This is a genomic window from Pseudobdellovibrionaceae bacterium, assembly GCA_023898385.1.
Lineage (GTDB): Bacteria > Bdellovibrionota > Bdellovibrionia > Bdellovibrionales > UBA1609.
Genome location: CP060220.1, coordinates 1362459 through 1379434, shown reverse-complemented (window position 1 = coordinate 1379434; position 16976 = coordinate 1362459). Strand labels below are relative to the sequence as shown.

The window sequence follows — 16976 nt, the reverse complement described above, 5'->3', positions numbered from 1 at the left end:
TTTTTGTAAATCCGGCGGCTATTTTGCACTGGTGTAGGGTGTCATTGGGGGGATTTTGACAACACATCGAGGCCTTTGGGTCATTTTCACATTCAGTTTATTTTTGGCCGCCTGCGGTGAGCCCATGGTTCCAGTGTCTCACGATGCCCCCATCACTAAAGAGCAATTTAATGGCGAGGCCCTGTTTAAAAACCACTGTTTATCCTGTCACGGAAATAATTTTCCGGTTTGGGGTGCGCCACTTAATTTGATCAATGAAAAAATTCAGTCAACCCCCACAATGCAATACCTGTCATCTCTGTCAGATGAAGAAAAATCCGCCATCGCAGTATATCTAGAGGCAGGTCCAGGAGATGACGGCAAAGATCCAAATGCTCTGACCATTGTGAGCTACCAGCTGCCCTTGGGGACCCGCAGTTACATGGAAAGCGCATTGGTTGAAATCTTTGTGCTCGACCGTTCACCGGCAGGTGCGGACTCGGCCCTTGTTCAGATTATCAACGACAATGTTCAAAGCCAAAAAACGAGTTTGGGTGGACCATGTACCATTTACGACTCGGACTGCCAGGGTGAGTTTGCAGAAGCCCCCGCCAACGCCTCTTCCCTAGTGAGCCCGACGAGCAATATCTTGCGAAAGGGTTATACAACCAAAGCTTGCGAGATGCTTTTAAGTGACAATTTGGCGGTTAGCAATGCGCTGTCTAAGGCTGGCATAAGCGAACTTGAAGCCGCTAACAATGTCAACGTGGCCCGATTGTATGATCACTTTTTTAAGGGAAGAACCCCCACCAATGACGTGATTTCTTCTCTGGAGAACGTGTTTCATGGAGCCAAAGCCGATGGTCTTGGTAACATTGGTTCATGGCGTGTGACAATGTACCCTCTTTGTATTCATGGAGGTCTAGATACTCTATGAAATTATTCGGGTTGCTAGCGATTGCATTTAGTATTTTTGCGTTAGAAGTTTCAGCTAGAGAGCTGGGTGAGGTCGAACTGTATCAGCGCTGCACTTCCCAAATCACACAAGCCCGCCAGCCCCTGTCGCAGGACTTGCGAGTCAAACTGGCTCGAGGCGAAGTAGATCCCATCACCGAGTGCCTTAAGATATTAGACCGGGCCGCTTTTGTCGGAGAAAACAACACACAGATTGTAGATGTGAATGACGATTTGGCTAAAAAAGTTCTGCGCACTTTTCATTCATTTCACTTCACTTGGTTTCGCGTGAAGACTATGCCGTCAGCCGGAAACACCGGTTTGCTTCACGGTACGGAGGATATCTACGATATCAGCACACCGGCACTTTATTACACCAGGGCGCTGTTTCATCCAAAAATGCAAGTGGCAGACATTGTAAAGGGCAAACAGAACTACAGATTTATTCGATCCAATCAAAATCCAGTAAGGAGCGCTCGCTCTCAAATGACAAAAGACAAATATATTTACGTGAATGATCCTCCTCCATTTGCTGCCATCGGCGATCTGCTCGGGGCAAGAAATCCTGGCGTTATGGCTTACAACTACGAATATTTAAACCTAAGTAATGCAATGGTGACGGGCCAGGTGGAGGTCAATAAAAGTGTTGGCGGTGGCCTTTTAACTAACCCCGTTTATTTGCGGGCAAACTTTCAAGAGGTTCAAGGATTTTTTAGCAACGGTGCCGAGCGCATGCCTCGTAAATGGGCGAAGTCAGTATTTAGTGATTTACTCTGTCGAGAGCTGCCGGTGATTCGACGGGGAGATGTTTCTCCTGAGTTTTATAATGGTGACGTCAACGACCCCAGTGTACCGGGATTTCGTACAGCCAGAAGCTGTGCCCAGTGCCATGCCTCAATGGACCGCATGTCTGCGGTGATTCGAAATTTCAAATACAACTCCATCGGATTGGGCAATGCCGACTATTTGCGTGGTGCCCATTTTATGGAGTATGTCGAACCCACAGAGGCCGCAGAGACGGAAAACTGGAGAGTGAAGCCTGAAGCTAAGTTTTGGAAGCGCCCCGGATCAGGCAATTTCTTTTACCGTACAAGCTCGGGGCAATTAATTAATCAGTATGTCAATGGCCCCGAGGAGTTGGGGCAGACTCTTGCTGATTTGGATGATTTCTATTTGTGTACAGCCAAACGGTATTACAGTTATTTTACTGGTATTGATGTGGAAGTGGCTGACCATGGCGACCCCGACAGAGTGCCATTAACGGCCAAAGATCAAGAAATATTAGGTCGAGTTAAAAAGTTAGCGACAGAATTAAAGACTCATCAGCGTTTGCGAAACTTAGTAGAATCCATTTTGCGAGATCCAAATTATAAAAAATCAGATTTTGGCTTAGACCTGGGAGCTACTCATGAGTAAAAAACAAAAATTGACTCGTCGAGAGCTCTTAGAGCATTCAATGGCACTGGGTTTAATGACAAGTCCCGTAGCCATGATTTTTGACAGCATTATTTCAGGTATGGTGCAAAAGGCATTGGCTGAGTCATCTGGGGTATTGCCTCGTCGTTATGTTAGTGTGCAATTGTTCGGCGCCCCCCCAAGATGGATGTATGACCTTTTCTTAAATCCTTACGGCGACCCTGCGACGTTTGATCCAAAAAATGCGAATTTAGGCACCCGTTATACAGAGTCCGGTGGGCGACTGACAAATACTGTATATGAGACCGCGAAGATAAAGGGCATTAATGCTCCCTTCTTGTGGAAGTATGACGTGGCCAAACGGGGCGGTGGTACAAGGCCTATGCGTGACCTCTTAGACAATATGTTGGCCCTTCAGGGGATTAACTGCGGAAACCCCGATCACAGTGGGGCAGCCGCTCTGCATTTTCGTCCGTTGGGGGCCAGTGTGACTCAGCCAGCGATGGTGGCTGATCGATCAGCAGCATTGATTCCGGCGGTGAATGTGGATGCCGATATGTATTCGTTTTTGTCACTGGCGAACAAATCACCCGTACAGTTAATGGCAAAAGAAAATGGCGGCAACTTGGTGAAAACGCTTCTTGATCCTTTTACCGTGGATCCAGAAAACAAGGCCCGCAAGCAAGCCGCTCGCGTTCAAGATCTGGTCGACGGAGCCGTGTCGGCCCTAGATGCTCAGTTGGCCGAACGGCACCCGGCAGGCAAAGCGCTAAATGTTTCAAGAAAAAGTGCCGGTGAGATGTTTAAACAAGTGACTGGTGATTTAGACGCTGTATGGGCAGAAAAGAAGGCGCCGTATTTAGATCTTGTGAATCGCACTTTGCACCAGTCGGAACCTATACCGTTTATCAATGATAAACCCATTGGTGTTGTGGGTGAGCGAAACAACCACTATCAGTTGGCTACCGGTGGCGGTAGCGGAGAAGTTGTTGCACATGATGACATTCGAGATTTAATGCGTCCAACCACTCGAATACTAAATATAGTGGAGCATTTTGCTGTTGCTGAGTACATTTTGGAAAATGACCTGAGTCACTCGGTGGTGATTTCACCTCGCAATTTTGCGGGAATTAATTTTACGCGGTTAAACCCCATATTTGACGAACATAGTACCGGAAAAATGCCAAGCCTTTACCTCAATAGCATGTACTACCGAGCTCTGTCGGCGTGTCTACTGGGTTTTATTGACCGGTTAAAGGACAAAGGCATATTTAACGAAACGGTGGTCGAGGTATTTAGCGAGTTTAATAGAAACCCGAAGAATGTTCCGGGCGGTTCTGATCACGGCTGGGAAGGTAAGTCAGTGGTGTATTATTCAGGTGCAATTCAAGGCCCACTGGTTGTGGGAAATCTCTTAAAAGATTCCGGAGACGTGTTACACCCCGGTGCTTGGGGCAAGGGAGCGTCGACCAACACGGCCACCGGAAAGCCCCTGGGCCAACTCAATCTAGGCCACCAGGTCTCCACGCTAGCCACTTTGTTGCGAGTACCCACACCCGTCACAGCAGCGTCATCGCTAATATCCCCGAACCCCGATGCTACAGTGACCAGCGATGATCTCTACGTAGAAAAAACCAAGGTTGTATAGGTCCCTCGATTTCACCAATATAGATTCTACAAACTCCTTATTGGGCTTGAGCCGCCCGGGCATCCCGTGTTTAAAAGGGGCTCAAAAAAATACAGGGAGATGTTTTGTGTTTAAAAACGTGTATGTGTTCTTCGGTTTATTGTTCATTTTACCCGCCACCGCTTATTCAAAAGAAAAAATTCAAACATTGAAAACCTGCCAATCTGATGACACGACATCAGTTGCCCTTCAGGTTGTTGAGCGAAATGGCAAGAAGCAAGGTCGAATCGTGCTTAAACCCAATAAACATTGGAATGCTATTAATTATGTAAATTGTGAAGGTAGATTAGTTGATGACAACACCTACCTTTATCAGTGCGCGGGTGCCGGAGAAATTAAAGACATCAAACTTATCGATTACGGCAAAAAGGCTATCTTGGTTATTTTTGATGAGTACACTGAAGATCGAAAATTAATGGTTTGTACTGTAGGCGATTAGTAGTTGCGAATTGCTTTTGGTACTCAACACGTTTTTCGGTTAAATTCTGATTTTGGTAGCATTATTTGGCTCCGAGTTTTTTTCGAAGAACAATCGAGAAGAGTGAACGTCCGAGACTGCAAATATAAAAACAGAGCCAAATCCTATATGGCTTTATTTTTTCTTAACGGGAACCGGCACCGGAGTCATTTCTTCCTGCTGCTGCCGGTGAAGAAGATCTGCGCATCGCTTGCCACCACGGCCGCCCCCGTTTCCTGAAGCGTCGTCAATATAGCCCAGCTGATAGAGCACGTTTCTCGCCCAACTCCCCATGTCACGAAGGTATTTGGAGTGCGAGTCGTTGCTGGGTAGCAGTGATTCATTAAATTGCTCAACGGATTGCAAGGTTAAAAGAAGACCGGAGTTTTCAAGAAGGTGGCTGGCTTCTTTGATCCAGTTATGGCCTGAGAGCGGGACCAATAATTGTTTTAACTGATTCATCCATGCGTTCGTTTTTGATTTCAAAAGCCAAGGTGCATAGATGTTTACACGCTTAAATAGGGGCATTGCGCGAAAGGATCGATGGTGGGCTTCATTTACGGGCCGGACCACGCGGCTCACTAAAGAGTGGCTGAGGGCGGAGCGCACCAGCGCGCTGGTTTCTATATACGGACGCAATTCAATGAAAATATGACTTGGGTAAACGCCAGAGGCACTGGCTGTGACCAGCAGGTCTACATAGAGCTTTACCAGATTCTCAGCCTCCAAGGTCAAGTACTCAAAAGGGTCAGAATTTTTATTATTGTCAGCAAACTCTCTTTTGATCTGCTCGAGTTTTTCAAACAACAAGGATTTAAAAATAAAGCGATCGGCGCGATTGAGGAGTTGGGGGCTTTCGCTCATTGTATAAAAATAAATAGCGGCTTCACTCCATGGTTTTACTTTGGCCACTTCCAGAAGTTCCTCTAGAGAAAATTGGTTATGTAAAAAACTGGTGACCGATTGTCGCACTCGATAATTTGGCACATTGTTGTAACGCAAAGATTGATTCTGGGAGTGAACGGAAAATTGAAATAGGGCTTGAGCATGTTCAGGTTTCAAATACTCAATGCTCCATCCTCTGTCGAAGGCTTCATAAAGTATATAGGCAGACCGCTCGCGTAGAAAGTAGACGCCATCATTTTGCGTGTTGCTATTCACGGGCTCATTAATTTGACGGGCTAACAAGTCGAGGGCCAGCGGAGCTGCAGAATCACTTTGCCGCAAACTGACTTCAAGTTCGTCAATCAGCGCAGGCCCTAAGGCACCGGCCTCTTGAGCCAGCGCCCGTGGGTTTGCAAAACCCCAACTAAAAAGAGACATTGTGAGCCACACGAATAGTTTCATGCTATAACGCCACCACTTCGATGATTTCAGGAATGGCCTCTTTCAATCGAGCTTCAATGCCAGATTTCAATGTAAGCGATGAACTAGGACAGCCCGAACAAGCGCCTTGCATATAAACAAAAACAACACCCTCTTCATAGCGATCAAACACAATATCGCCACCGTCCATAGCTACGGCCGGCCGGATTTCGTTATTTAAAATCTCTTTGATTTTGCGAACCGTGGGGTCGTCATCAGTGGTTTCTTCAAGACTGTCTTTTGGAAAAATCACCGGCTCTTGGCGGTCAAGGTGCTCGGCAATCAGGTGACTTAAGGGTTCGGCCAGAGTTTCCCAGTCCACCCAATCTTGTTTTGTGACGGTGACAAAGTTACTTCCCAAAAAAACACCAGAAGTCCATGGGAACCCGAATATTTTAGCCGCTAGAGGAGCGCGTTGTGCCTCCTTTGGGTCAGAAAATTGAACGGTTTCAGGAGAAATATCACGATCAATCACAAACTTCATACTCTGAGGGTTGGGTGTGGCTTCGTAAAAAACCTGAACACTATCTGTCATAAAACGTCCTCTCATCTGGCCTCATACGGGATGAAATCAGCTTTGGTTGTAGGCTTGGGCAAATAAGGCCTTTTTATGCCAAATAAATGCCAGTTTGGATAGCCAATATCAAACAGAAGCTGTTCATCTCCACGAGGACCGAGAAAGAGAGTGAACAGGGCCTATTCAGGAGAAAAATATTCGCAACCAAAAGCGATTTATCCAGCTCCACAGGTGCCCAACAAGAAATAGTCGTTGGACATGGGCGCCAGGTCCTAAATGGGATCACTCTACGTGGAAAGAGGCTGCTCACGCCGGTTGGCCGGGCTGCACGGAGAGGAGGTCGGCCGATGCGCGGGGAGAGAGGGTTAGCCGATGTGCGGGGAGAGAGGGGCAGTCGATGCGCGGGGAGAGGGTCTGCCGATGCGCGGGAGAGGGGGTCAGTCGATGTGCGGGGAGAGAGGGGCAGTTGATGCGCGGGGAGAGGGTCTGCCGATGCGCGGGAGAGGGGGTCAGTCGATGTGCGGGGAGAGAGGGTTAGCCGATGTGCGGGGAACGAGGGTCTGCCGATGTACGGGGAGAGGGGAGCTGCCAACCATAGATGGGGGGCGGCAACCGCGCAACCCAGGTTAATAATCGTTCCTCTTCCCGACGGCCAGGACTGCCTGTAATTCAGAGCTTCCACCCTCCCAGAAGGTCATCATGCGTTATAAGCCGCAAGCTAGGCGCCGATTTTTGGATATCGGTACCGTCCATAAATTTATACGCAAAGGCTCCAGTTCCTAAGCCAGACTGAATAGTGCTAAAGGCCTCACGGATGACCCAATGAACGGAATGGTTTGAAAGGTCAGCCAGATCAATGCCGGGCCGGCCGGAAATAATTGTTCGCTTACGAAAACAACTCTTGAATGGCGTCTTTCCAGTGTATTGCGCGAGTCCCTTCAAGGTTTCGCCCTAGAGGATCATTTGAGAGAAGCCATCTTTCTCCTTTTCGATCGATGTCTGGTCCTAGTAATTCCAAAGCTTTGGCGTCTTCAATATCAACGCGATCTTTAGACTTAATCTCTACCATAAGGTAAGGTTCGCCAGGCCTTTGTATAATTAAATCGATTTCTAGATCATCCTTTGTGCGAAGATACGAAAATGTCCAGTCCAGCCGTGAGTAGCTGGCATTCTTGATGAACTCAAGAATCACCCAATGTTCAAACGCGTCTCCATAGGCAAACGTTTGAGGTAAAAGTCGAACGGATAGTGTTTTGTCTAGAGCCCTCTTGATTCCTGTATCAATAAAGTAAAATTTTGGCGAAAGCCTCTGGCCTTTGCGCACCGACTTGTGGAATGCTGGCAAAGTAAATCCGAGCAACGTGTCCTCAAGGATCTCGAAATAGTTGCTGATGGTCACATCATCCACACCGACTTCTTTTGCAATTTTAGATTTGTTTACAATTTTTCCATTCATTTGTGCGGCAATAGCCAAAAAACTCCTGAATGGTGCAAGCTTTCTCACCCATTGTTCTTCTTGTATTTCTTTCTGCAAATAGGTTCCGACATAGGCATTGAGATACTCCCTCGCGTTCTGCTCGTCGTTTACCAGTGCTGCATCCGGCAGAGTGCCCCACTCAAGTGCCCGAATGAGATCAAACTCTTTATCAAGTTCCAAAGTTGTAAATGGAAAAAGATTGTACACCCAAGCCCGGCCAGCAAGAAGGTTGGTTCCCTTTTGCTTTAATCGACGACTGCTAGATCCCGTTAAAACAAATTGCTTTTTGGTTTTCTGAATCTCCAGGTGGACCAGATCAAGTAAGCGAGGTAGGCGTTGGATTTCGTCTATAACCACACGCTTTTTTTCATTTCCCTTTTGATTTATCATTGGCAGAAATCGTCCAATATCCAACAGAAGCTGATCGTACACATCTGGGTCAAGAAGGTTTATGAATAGGGTCTCTTCAGGAGAAAAATAGTCGTGAAGAAGAGTGGTTTTGCCGGTTCCACGAGCCCCAAACAAGAAAAAACTATTTGATTTCGAAGGCTTACATAATCTCTGAATCATATTCAGAATTTTAACGCGAAATTCTGATCTGAGTCAAGTCGGGGGGCCAATGCTTCAAAGAGATCGGTGATTTATTTGTGAGAAAAAGCTTAAGCGCATTTTAACAGGATCAAGTGTGAGAAAACTTAGGCGTGGGGCTGCGAAAATGTTGCCTTACTTATGGCTGTCTTAATAAAATCCTCCACCCTCCCAGAAGGTCATCAAGCGTTATAAACCCCAAGCTAGGTATCCATCTTTTTTCAAGCACTTTTGAGTTTTAATAAAATCTTACCCCCTGTTCCTGAGCCGAAACACCGCAAGCAACAACGACGCTGAAAAGTACAGCAACGAAATTGAGCGAATGGCTTCTTCGTACCCCACATGGTCCGAGTAGGCTCCAATGGGAAAACTCATAATAGGGCCAATGCTTAAAAAACACATGCCAATCAGTGAACCCATGCGACCCCGGTAATCCTCAACCACATCAAGGTGCATTGACATGGTTACTGGGGCAAAGTTGAGGTAAGAAAACAAACCCGAAAACCCCATAATGATCGAGGCCGTCATAATGTCGTCGGCGTAGGTCAGGCCAATCAGTAAACCCACCATGGTGGGGACAGAGACCACCAGCACTCGCATGGGATTTTGTGGTTTGAGTCCGGTAAAGACTAAAGCGCCGAGCATGGCGCCAAGTGCGGGAAAAGCAAACACATAGCCAAAGCTGTCGGCGTCGAGACTGAACTTTTCTTTGATGTAGGTGCGAAACACCACAATCAATACGGGAAACATCATGGTGATGGTGAGAAGAAGCTGCAACAGCATGTAGCGCATTCGAGAGTTTGTGAACATGTATTTTAATCCCTCATACAGCGCATGGAGCTGTTTTTTTGGGATCTCAGTAGACGTTCTTTGGGCCGCTCGCAAATCGATTTTTCCAAGGACAAAAATCAACCCAATATAGCTAAGGGCATCGAATAGAAAAACAGCCGAGGGGCCATGCCATGCCATTAATAGACCGGCCACGGCCGGGCCGAGCATTCGGCCCGTATGAAAATTTGTTGAATTGATGGCCATCGCCTGCTGAAAATCCTGGCGAGGGACAAGGCGCACCGTGAGTGTTTGGTACGCCGGAGAATCAAAGGCTAAAACCAACCCTTCGATAATTCCAAACACAAAAAGATGCCACATTTGTATGTGGGCAAACTCCACAACAAAACTCAAGATCAAAGCCGACACGGCCAAGATGGCCTTGGTTCCTATCATGACTTTTTTTGCATCAATGCGGTCGACCAAAACCCCGCCGTGCAAGATCAGCAAAAAAGTCGGTATAGCGCTGGCAAGCATCAGTGACCCTAACGCGCTGGCCGTACCCATGATTTCAAGTACAATCCAAGCGCGGGCCAAATCGTGGGACCAGGTGCCCACTTGCGAAACAGCTTGCACAAAGAAAAACCGGCGAAAGGCTACGTGTTGAAACGGGCTAAGTCGATTTTTAATAAAATTCCACATAATGAACTCTTAGCCTATAGAGTTTTACAGATTCAGACAAATATTCTGTTTTGCGAACCACTCATTGCCACCCCCAATTTTCTCGATATGATGGGGACTTCACCGAAGGAGATAAAATCATGGCCCAAGATTTAGGACTGTTGTTTTTGCGAGTCACGGCCCCGTTGATTATGGCTTTTACCCACGGCTGGCCAAAAATTGAAAAGTTCTCATTTCTTAAAGATCAGTTTCCAGATCCCATAGGCTTAGGCTCTCAGCTGAGCTTGAGTTTGGCGATTTTTGGTGAAGTGGTGGCGCCACTTTTTATCGCAGCCGGTTTGCTCACTCGCTTGGGCGCCATTCCGGCCAGCATCACTATGGCCGTGGCCGCGTTTGTACACCACGCGAACGATCCGTTTGCTAAGCAAGAAATGGCAATTTTGTATTTGATTATTTTTGTGACTCTATTCCTCGCGGGGCCCGGCAAATTTTCGTTGCAACACCTGTTCGGATTGTCCTCAAAATCAAAGTCACCCATCTTGTCGTGGTTGCTTCGTTGATTATTTAATAAGCACGCATTGCCCCTTGCCTATGGTCGCCTTAACAGTGAGTCATACGACGCGGTGGGATGGAAAAGCCAAAGGGGCTTTCAGCACCATTGCGTCCCCAATCAGAAAAGGGTACCAAGTACCTTTGCTGGAATAACCCACAAGGCTTGTGGGTGAATATTTTCTACCAAGTGAGGCCCTATGACACCAAGAGTAAGAGAAATTTTGAGCTGGTATGGTGCAGACAATCCAGGAACGCTAACCAATCTTGCCCGCATTATGAACCATGGCCGCCTAGCAGGAACCGGAAAAATGGTCATTCTTCCCGTGGACCAAGGTTTTGAACATGGGCCGGCGCGAAGTTTTGCCATGAACCCCGATGCCTATGATCCCGAATATCATTTTCAATTGGCGATTGAATCCGGATGCAACGCCTATGCCGCGCCCTTGGGATTTATCGAGGCTTGTGCTCGCGAATATGCCGGCGAAATTCCTTTAATTTTGAAAATCAATAATTCCGACAGTCTGGCTTCGTTTCCAGAGGCTCCCATTTCTGCGGTGACATCTTATGTGGACGATGCTTTGCGCTTGGGCTGTGCGGCCATTGGCTTTACCATTTACCCGGGCAGTCAAATGCGCAAACAGATGTATGAAGAAATCGCTGAAGCCACTCGCCAGGCAAAAGACGCGGGTTTAGCTGTGGTGATTTGGTCTTATCCACGAGGCGCCGAGCTGTCAAAAGACGGTGAGACAGCTGTGGATGTGGTGGGATATGCAGCCCAGATTGCCTGTCAACTGGGTGCCCACATTGTGAAAGTGAAGCCCACCACAAGTCACGTTGAACAACCTGAAGCCAAAAAAGTTTTTGCAGCGAACAACATTAAGGTCGACACCTTAGCAGATCGCACCCGACACATTGTAGACTCCTGTTTTAATGGTCGGCGCATTGTGATTTGCAGCGGTGGGGCCGCTAAAGACACAGGCAGCGTGTTAAAAGAAGTGGAAGAATTGGCCCGCGGCGGAGCCTTCGGCAGTATTATGGGGCGAAACGCTTTTCAAAGACCGAAGGCTGAGGCGGTTGAGTTACTGCAAAAAGTTATGGATACGTTCGCTGGTCAAGCCAACTTGAAGTAAAGGATTTCAAATAGCCATGGAAACCACAGAGTCACAAAAGTCGCCCGTTGTTGAAAGGGAAAACCCTCTACGCCAAGAAAAGCGAAGAAAGCTTGATGAACTAAAAACCTTGGGAATAGACCCCTTTCCGCACAACTACGAACGCACCCATTTGTCAGACGTTGTACACAACCAGTTTGATCAAATGGACGCTGGCGACAAGCAAGAGTCCGCGGTGGTTTCTATGGCTGGCCGATTGATGACCCGACGAGATATGGGGAAGGCTTCGTTTTTTAATATTCAAGACTCTAAGGGCACCATGCAAGGCTATGTGCGACTGGAAGAGTTGCCCGAAGCTGACCGCAAGGCTTTTAAGCATCTTGATATTGGCGATATAGTGGGCATTAAAGGCTTTGTTTTTAAAACGAGAAAAGGTGAACTTTCTGTTCACTGCCAAGAGTTTAAAATGCTCTGTAAAACTTTGGAGCCGCTCCCCGAGAAGTATCACGGTCTTACCGATGTAGAGCTAAAATACAGGTACCGATCTTTGGACCTCATTATGAATGCCGAATCACGAAATGTATTTGTGACTCGTTCAAAGATCATAAAAGAATTTCGTAGGTTTTTGGATGATCGCGGGTTTCTAGAAGTGGAGACCCCCGTTTTGCAGCCGATATACGGTGGGGCCTCGGCACATCCCTTTGCCACTCACCACCGGGCTCTTGATATGCAGTTGTTCTTGAAAATTAGTCCGGAGTTGTATTTAAAAAGATTAATCGTCGGTGGCTACGACAAGGTTTACGAAATCGGAAAAAACTTTCGTAACGAAGGGATTGATCGATCGCATAACCCTGAATTCACCATGCTTGAATTCTACGAAGCGTACACGGACTACGAATACCAAATGCGGCAGTTTGAAGAGCTTATTGCAAGTGTGGCTAAGAATGTCACAGGTGGCACAAAAGTTGTGTATCAAGGTCAAGAAGTTGATTTCACGCCACCGTGGCGTCGTCTCACCGTTTATGATGGCATCAAAGAATACGCGGGGCTGGATGTAGAAAATATGTCCGATGCCGACTTGTTTGAAGCCGCCAAGAAGGCAGGGTCGGATATAAAAAAGCCTGCCAGTCGCGGTGAAATGATTATGGAGATTTTTGAATTAAAAGTGGAAGAGCACCTTTGGCAACCGGTGTTTATTTATGATTTCCCCGTAGAAATTTCACCACTGACCAAAAACCATCGCAGCAAAAAGGGTCTGGTTGAAAGATTTGAACCCATGGCCGCTTGCATGGAGATAGGCAACGCGTACACCGAGTTGAATGATCCTGTAGATCAGCGAGCCCGATTGGCAGAGCAAGAAGCCAAGCGGGTGGTGGATGAAGAAGCTCAGCCCATGGACGAGGATTTTGTGCATGCCATTGATGTGGGCATGCCACCTACGGGCGGCGTCGGAATTGGCATAGAGCGAATTGTGATGATCTTGACGGATCAACCCAGTATTCGGGATATTATATTTTTTCCAACTATGCGGCATAAGTAATAGGGGTTTCTATGCGCCTCATCTTAGGACTTTTCTTCTCAGTGTTGGTTGTCGGCTGTCAGACCACGCCCACGAAAGTGCGCGAATCCTTGGATTTAGATTTTGCAGCTATGCAGTCAGCGGCAGAGCGCCCCATTCAACTCACAAATAAAACCGTGGTTGTGGATGTGCGAAAGCCCTTTGATTACACGTTGGCGCATATTCCTGGGTCAGTGAATTTAAATTGGGAAGATTTTTCTGATAGAAACGGTCGCTTTAAAGGGCGCCTCAAGCAAGATCTAAACGATGAGGCCAGACGGTTAGCTCTGTTAGGCATATCGCCAGAATCAGATGTGGTAGTGGTCGGGTACGGTGCCCAAGGTGAAGGCGGTGAGGGCCGGATGGCATGGACCCTGGCCTCTATGGGTGTGCGAAAAGTTCAGTTTGTGGATTTTGCCTACTTTAAGAAATTGCCGTTATCTAATAAGATTGAACCTCCAAGAAAAAATGTTCCCTTTTGGGAAGTGAAGACGTCTCACCCTCTCTCGGCCAGCAAAGAAGAGCTACTCAGTGTGATCACGGCTGCAGCGGAAGGTGGAACTCGTACACGAATTTTGGATGTTCGCAGTGAGCGCGAGTATTTTGCTAAACAAGGTCTCGGTATGGGGTACTCTCAGCCGGATATACAGGCCGTTCACATTCCTTGGACGGAATTCTTAACCAACCACGGTCGCCCTAATCTGCAGTTAGTGGACCAGCTCAGTGGCATTGGCATTAAGCCTTCAGACAGATTGATATTAATTAGCAATCAAGGTGTGAGGTCGGCGACCGCCACGATGGCTTTATTGGCTATGGGATTTACTAATTCAGTGAATTTTGCCGGTGGGTACCAAGAGCTTAAATAGTGGGGCGGGAAGAACCGGCCCCTTTAGTATATCTTTAGATTATCAATATTTTTTTTGAATCAAGTCGATTATCCGCGCCCTTGGCCTCGACGGTGTTGTCGTCGCTCTTGCTTCTGGTGCCGGCGTTTCGCGCGATTTTCCATGCGATCGGCTCGTCGGTCGCCGCGGTTTTCTATGCGTGCTTTTCTGTTTTCACCCTTCTTATCAAGCCGTTGGTTGATGCGCTCTCCTTTGGCGTCGAGCCGTTCGTTGATGCGATCACCGCGCTGGTCTAATCTTTCTTGGATCTTTTCGCCCCGTTCGTTGTCGAGTTTCTCGGCGATTCGCTCACCGCGTTTGTCCAGTCGCTCATTGATTCGATCACCCCGTTGATCAAGGTGTTCTTGCCGGCGATCGCCTCTTTCGTCAAGGCGCTGCTCCACATTTTCAGCTCGCTGCTGATGCCGTTCGCGAACTTGATCCGCGCGATCCTTAAGATTGTCTCCGGCTTCAGCAAAGGCCAAAGTTGAGATAAGTGTTGATGCTAAAATAAGGCTTAATTTTTGAAAGGTCATAGGTTTCTCCTCTTGGTTTTAATAGGGTAACCCTTCAGGGGGTAAAAAGTTGCAAAAAAAATATCTATTCCCAAAAATAGACAAAGCCGGCGTTTAAATAGGCAGAAGGGTCTGATTGTTGTGAGTTTGTTGTCAGGGTGGTTTGTGAGGCGCCTATTAAGGTGTCCATTGACCAGCTATCAGTGAGGTCAAAGCTAGACCGAAGGGCAGCACCACGAGATACGGACCCATCAACGGCGGCCACAGATTGAAACACCTCTGCGCCTAAATAGAAAAGCACAAAATCATATCCGATCTCCATATAGGCAGAGCGCGTGATCAGCGAGGATGTTAAGTTTAGTGTGGTGTCGCTGAAAATATTGCTGGCAAACTGATTTCCCAAAACAGCGAGGTCTCGGGAATAACTGTAACTATCAGCGCCACCAACAAGTGACCAGTCCTTAAAGAATGTATAATTAAATTGTAGACCCCAACCCATGCTCGTGACTAAAGCTTGCCTCTGCCATCGGGCAGGCAGGTCGGCTGTGGAAAACTCTATGGATCTAAAATGAGGGATCAAGGCCGCACCCCAATTTTCTTTTGCGTAATTAAGTGACCCTTTTATACCTCGAGCTTCAAGAGCATCACGAGTGCCCCAGTATGTTCCAAAGAGGCCGCCCTTCCATTCACTGGTAAATTTATGAGCGTACCCCAAGTTAATCGTGCGGGTGGTCTGCACTTCATCGCTAGAGTCTAAACTTTTTGCCGAAGAAAAAGAAACAAGAAGATCTCCTTTGCTCGAAACCTCGTAGTTAAGTCCAAGGCTGTAGCTACGACCGTCAAAGTTGTCACCGCCAATACCAACCGAGGCACTGTGTTTACCTGCGATGGCAGCAAGTGAAGCGACACAGACATACAATAAAAATATCTGGCGCAAGAGCTTTAAAAAATACAGGCCTGAGAATGGGCGGAAGCTCATTTACTGGCCCATCCGTTGCCGACGATCTCTGCGCAGGTGTTGGCGCCGTTCAATACGTTGTTTGGCGCGATCGCGAAGTTCACGGCGTTTATCTGGAGAGAGACTGCGAAACTTTTTAAGGCGATTTCTCATACGTTCTTTCTTTTCAGGTGGTAAATTTTGCCATTTTTTAAAGTTATCCCTTAATTTTTGTCGTCGATCTTCTGGCAGCGTTTGAAATCGTTTGTGGGCTTCTCGAAGTCGGTTTTTTTCTTCAGGCGGGAGCTGTTTAAATTTCTGCCATCGTTCGCGAATCTTTTCTTTTTCAGCAGGGGAGAGGTTTTGCCAGCGTTCTTTTGCCGCAAGCGAAGTGTGATCACTGCTTGCCGTTTGCGCTTCGACCCCAAAGGACCAGCCGGTGAGGGTGATGGCGGCAAGCAGTGAGGCAGATTGAGTGAGAAAAATGCGTCTACTAGATTTCATCGTCAGCTCCGTTGGAACGAGTATCCATCTCATCGAAGGCGGACCAGTCGTTTTCAGCGCCGACCACATCCATATTCATTAATAGGTCTAAGTTTTCAATCATCAGAGATTCATCTTCTAAAAGCAGGTTATCTTTTTTCTCACTCATAGGCTGGCCTCTTTGTCTAATTCATCGAGCTCTTCTAAAACCTCTAGGTCTTCGAGCAGTTCCATTTGCGCCAACAAAGAAAAATCCTCGTTTAAAACCATGGTCAAGGCTTCAGGCGCGTCACTGTCTGTGTTTTGCAGCAAAAGCTGGTATCCACCAAAAGCAAACAGCGCCGTGGTAAGTGCGCCCAGGGCAAACAACCAGCTGCCGGGTGACTTGTGAGGCTGCCGTAAACTTTGAAGCTCCAATTCGGCGGCAGAGAACACAGTCTGCCGGTGGGTTTCACTGACAGGTTGGTTCTGAATGTCTTTCCAGGTTTTCCTACTCATGAAGCATCCTCACTCATTTCATCAACCAAAAACTTTCGGGCTCGAAACAAAAGAGATTTAAGGGCCGACACAGAAATATCAAGATGAGAAGCCAGGTCGTCATAAGACAAATCTTCACTGAGCCAGGTCACCAAGGCCACTCTCTGCATTTCAGGGAGTTCATTGATTTTCACCTGAAGTCGCTCCACTTCTGAGTGTTGAATAAGTTCGATTTCGAGATCTTGTTTGCTAGGCAAGTTTAACAGTTCTTGATCAGCTGAATCTGTGGGGAGAGTCCATCGCTTTTGGTTGCGAATTTTATTGAAGGCCGCATTACGGGTGAGCGTGCGAAGCCAGGCCACAAAATGACCCTGCGGTTGGTAGTGTGGGGATTGTCTAAGCACTTTCATCCAAATCTCCTGCGAGAGGTCTTCGGCTTGCTCGCGTCGATTGAGTAATTGCATGGCATAACCAAAAACCAAGCCACTGTGCCGATCAAACAGCTTCTGAAACGCCTTGCTATCTCCTTTAGCGATGCGACTCATCAGCTGGTCGTCAGTCATTGCAGGCCT

18 protein-coding genes are annotated in these 16976 nt (G+C 47.4%); 8 read left to right on the top strand and 10 right to left on the bottom strand.

The features are described 5' to 3' along the window. Positions 1 to 55 precede the first annotated feature (55 nt). The 4 genes from H6626_06110 (at position 56) to H6626_06095 (ending at position 4475) form a co-directional block, all read left to right on the top strand. Positions 56 to 916, top strand: a complete 861-nt coding sequence (locus H6626_06110; protein USN48664.1) for a cytochrome c — start codon at positions 56 to 58, stop codon at positions 914 to 916. Next, positions 913 to 2349 (top strand): hypothetical protein, encoded by a 1437-nt coding sequence (locus H6626_06105; protein ID USN48663.1) that lies wholly within the window; start codon positions 913 to 915, stop codon positions 2347 to 2349. Before H6626_06110 ends, H6626_06105 begins: the two co-directional genes overlap by 4 nt. Then, positions 2342 to 3997: a DUF1501 domain-containing protein gene (locus H6626_06100; GenBank protein ID USN48662.1), complete on the top strand. Its 1656-nt coding sequence runs from the start codon at positions 2342 to 2344 to the stop codon at positions 3995 to 3997. Before H6626_06105 ends, H6626_06100 begins: the two co-directional genes overlap by 8 nt. 106 nt (positions 3998 to 4103) lie before the next feature. Beyond that, entirely contained in the window at positions 4104 to 4475 is a 372-nt protein-coding gene (locus tag H6626_06095; protein ID USN48661.1) for a hypothetical protein, read from the top strand. Between the two features lie 153 nt (positions 4476 to 4628). Here H6626_06095 and H6626_06090 read toward each other — a convergent pair whose 3' ends face one another. The 4 genes from H6626_06090 to H6626_06075 all read right to left on the bottom strand — a co-directional run bounded on the left by H6626_06090 (position 4629) and on the right by H6626_06075 (position 9910). Beyond that, positions 4629 to 5816, bottom strand: a complete 1188-nt coding sequence (locus H6626_06090) for a hypothetical protein (GenBank protein USN48660.1) — start codon at positions 5814 to 5816, stop codon at positions 4629 to 4631. Between the two features lie 25 nt (positions 5817 to 5841). Then, on the bottom strand, positions 5842 to 6393 hold the full coding sequence (locus H6626_06085; GenBank protein USN48962.1) for a NifU family protein: 552 nt from the start codon (positions 6391 to 6393) through the stop codon (positions 5842 to 5844). Between the two features lie 868 nt (positions 6394 to 7261). Continuing rightward, on the bottom strand, positions 7262 to 8422 hold the full coding sequence (locus tag H6626_06080; GenBank protein ID USN48659.1) for an ATP-binding protein: 1161 nt from the start codon (positions 8420 to 8422) through the stop codon (positions 7262 to 7264). A 267-nt stretch (positions 8423 to 8689) separates the two neighbouring features. Further along, on the bottom strand, positions 8690 to 9910 hold the full coding sequence (locus H6626_06075; GenBank protein ID USN48658.1) for an MFS transporter: 1221 nt from the start codon (positions 9908 to 9910) through the stop codon (positions 8690 to 8692). Between the two features lie 119 nt (positions 9911 to 10029). Here H6626_06075 and H6626_06070 point away from each other — a divergent pair, with 119 nt between their 5' ends. The 4 genes from H6626_06070 to H6626_06055 all read left to right on the top strand — a co-directional run bounded on the left by H6626_06070 (position 10030) and on the right by H6626_06055 (position 13974). Beyond that, entirely contained in the window at positions 10030 to 10449 is a 420-nt protein-coding gene (locus H6626_06070) for a DoxX family protein (GenBank protein ID USN48657.1), read from the top strand. 189 nt (positions 10450 to 10638) lie between these two features. Then, positions 10639 to 11571 carry a class I fructose-bisphosphate aldolase gene (locus tag H6626_06065; GenBank protein ID USN48656.1) on the top strand — a complete coding sequence of 311 codons (933 nt, stop codon included), beginning with the start codon at positions 10639 to 10641 and terminating at the stop codon, positions 11569 to 11571. A 16-nt stretch (positions 11572 to 11587) separates the two neighbouring features. Beyond that, the gene (gene lysS, locus H6626_06060; GenBank protein USN48655.1) at positions 11588 to 13090 is read left to right on the top strand and encodes a lysine--tRNA ligase; all 1503 of its coding nucleotides are present in this window, start codon (positions 11588 to 11590) and stop codon (positions 13088 to 13090) included. 11 nt (positions 13091 to 13101) lie between these two features. Continuing rightward, the gene (locus H6626_06055) at positions 13102 to 13974 is read left to right on the top strand and encodes a hypothetical protein (protein ID USN48654.1); all 873 of its coding nucleotides are present in this window, start codon (positions 13102 to 13104) and stop codon (positions 13972 to 13974) included. A gap of 68 nt (positions 13975 to 14042) precedes the next feature. On the opposite strand, the gene H6626_06050 is transcribed toward H6626_06055, so the two are convergent. The 6 genes from H6626_06050 to H6626_06025 all read right to left on the bottom strand — a co-directional run bounded on the left by H6626_06050 (position 14043) and on the right by H6626_06025 (position 16967). After that, the gene (locus tag H6626_06050; protein ID USN48653.1) at positions 14043 to 14528 is read right to left on the bottom strand and encodes a hypothetical protein; all 486 of its coding nucleotides are present in this window, start codon (positions 14526 to 14528) and stop codon (positions 14043 to 14045) included. Positions 14529 to 14592: 64 nt separating this feature from the next. Then, complete coding sequence (locus H6626_06045) at positions 14593 to 15486, bottom strand: hypothetical protein (GenBank protein USN48652.1); 894 nt, start codon at positions 15484 to 15486, stop codon at positions 14593 to 14595. Then, a complete protein-coding gene (locus tag H6626_06040) occupies positions 15487 to 15948 on the bottom strand; it encodes a DUF3106 domain-containing protein (GenBank protein ID USN48651.1) in 462 nt (153 codons plus the stop codon). Beyond that, positions 15938 to 16096, bottom strand: coding sequence for a hypothetical protein (locus H6626_06035; protein ID USN48650.1), 159 nt, complete (start codon positions 16094 to 16096; stop codon positions 15938 to 15940). Before H6626_06035 ends, H6626_06040 begins: the two co-directional genes overlap by 11 nt. Continuing rightward, positions 16093 to 16425 (bottom strand): hypothetical protein, encoded by a 333-nt coding sequence (locus H6626_06030; GenBank protein ID USN48649.1) that lies wholly within the window; start codon positions 16423 to 16425, stop codon positions 16093 to 16095. The genes H6626_06035 and H6626_06030 overlap by 4 nt, the downstream gene beginning before the upstream one ends. Then, positions 16422 to 16967: an RNA polymerase sigma factor gene (locus tag H6626_06025; GenBank protein ID USN48648.1), complete on the bottom strand. Its 546-nt coding sequence runs from the start codon at positions 16965 to 16967 to the stop codon at positions 16422 to 16424. Before H6626_06025 ends, H6626_06030 begins: the two co-directional genes overlap by 4 nt. Positions 16968 to 16976: the final 9 nt, after the last annotated feature.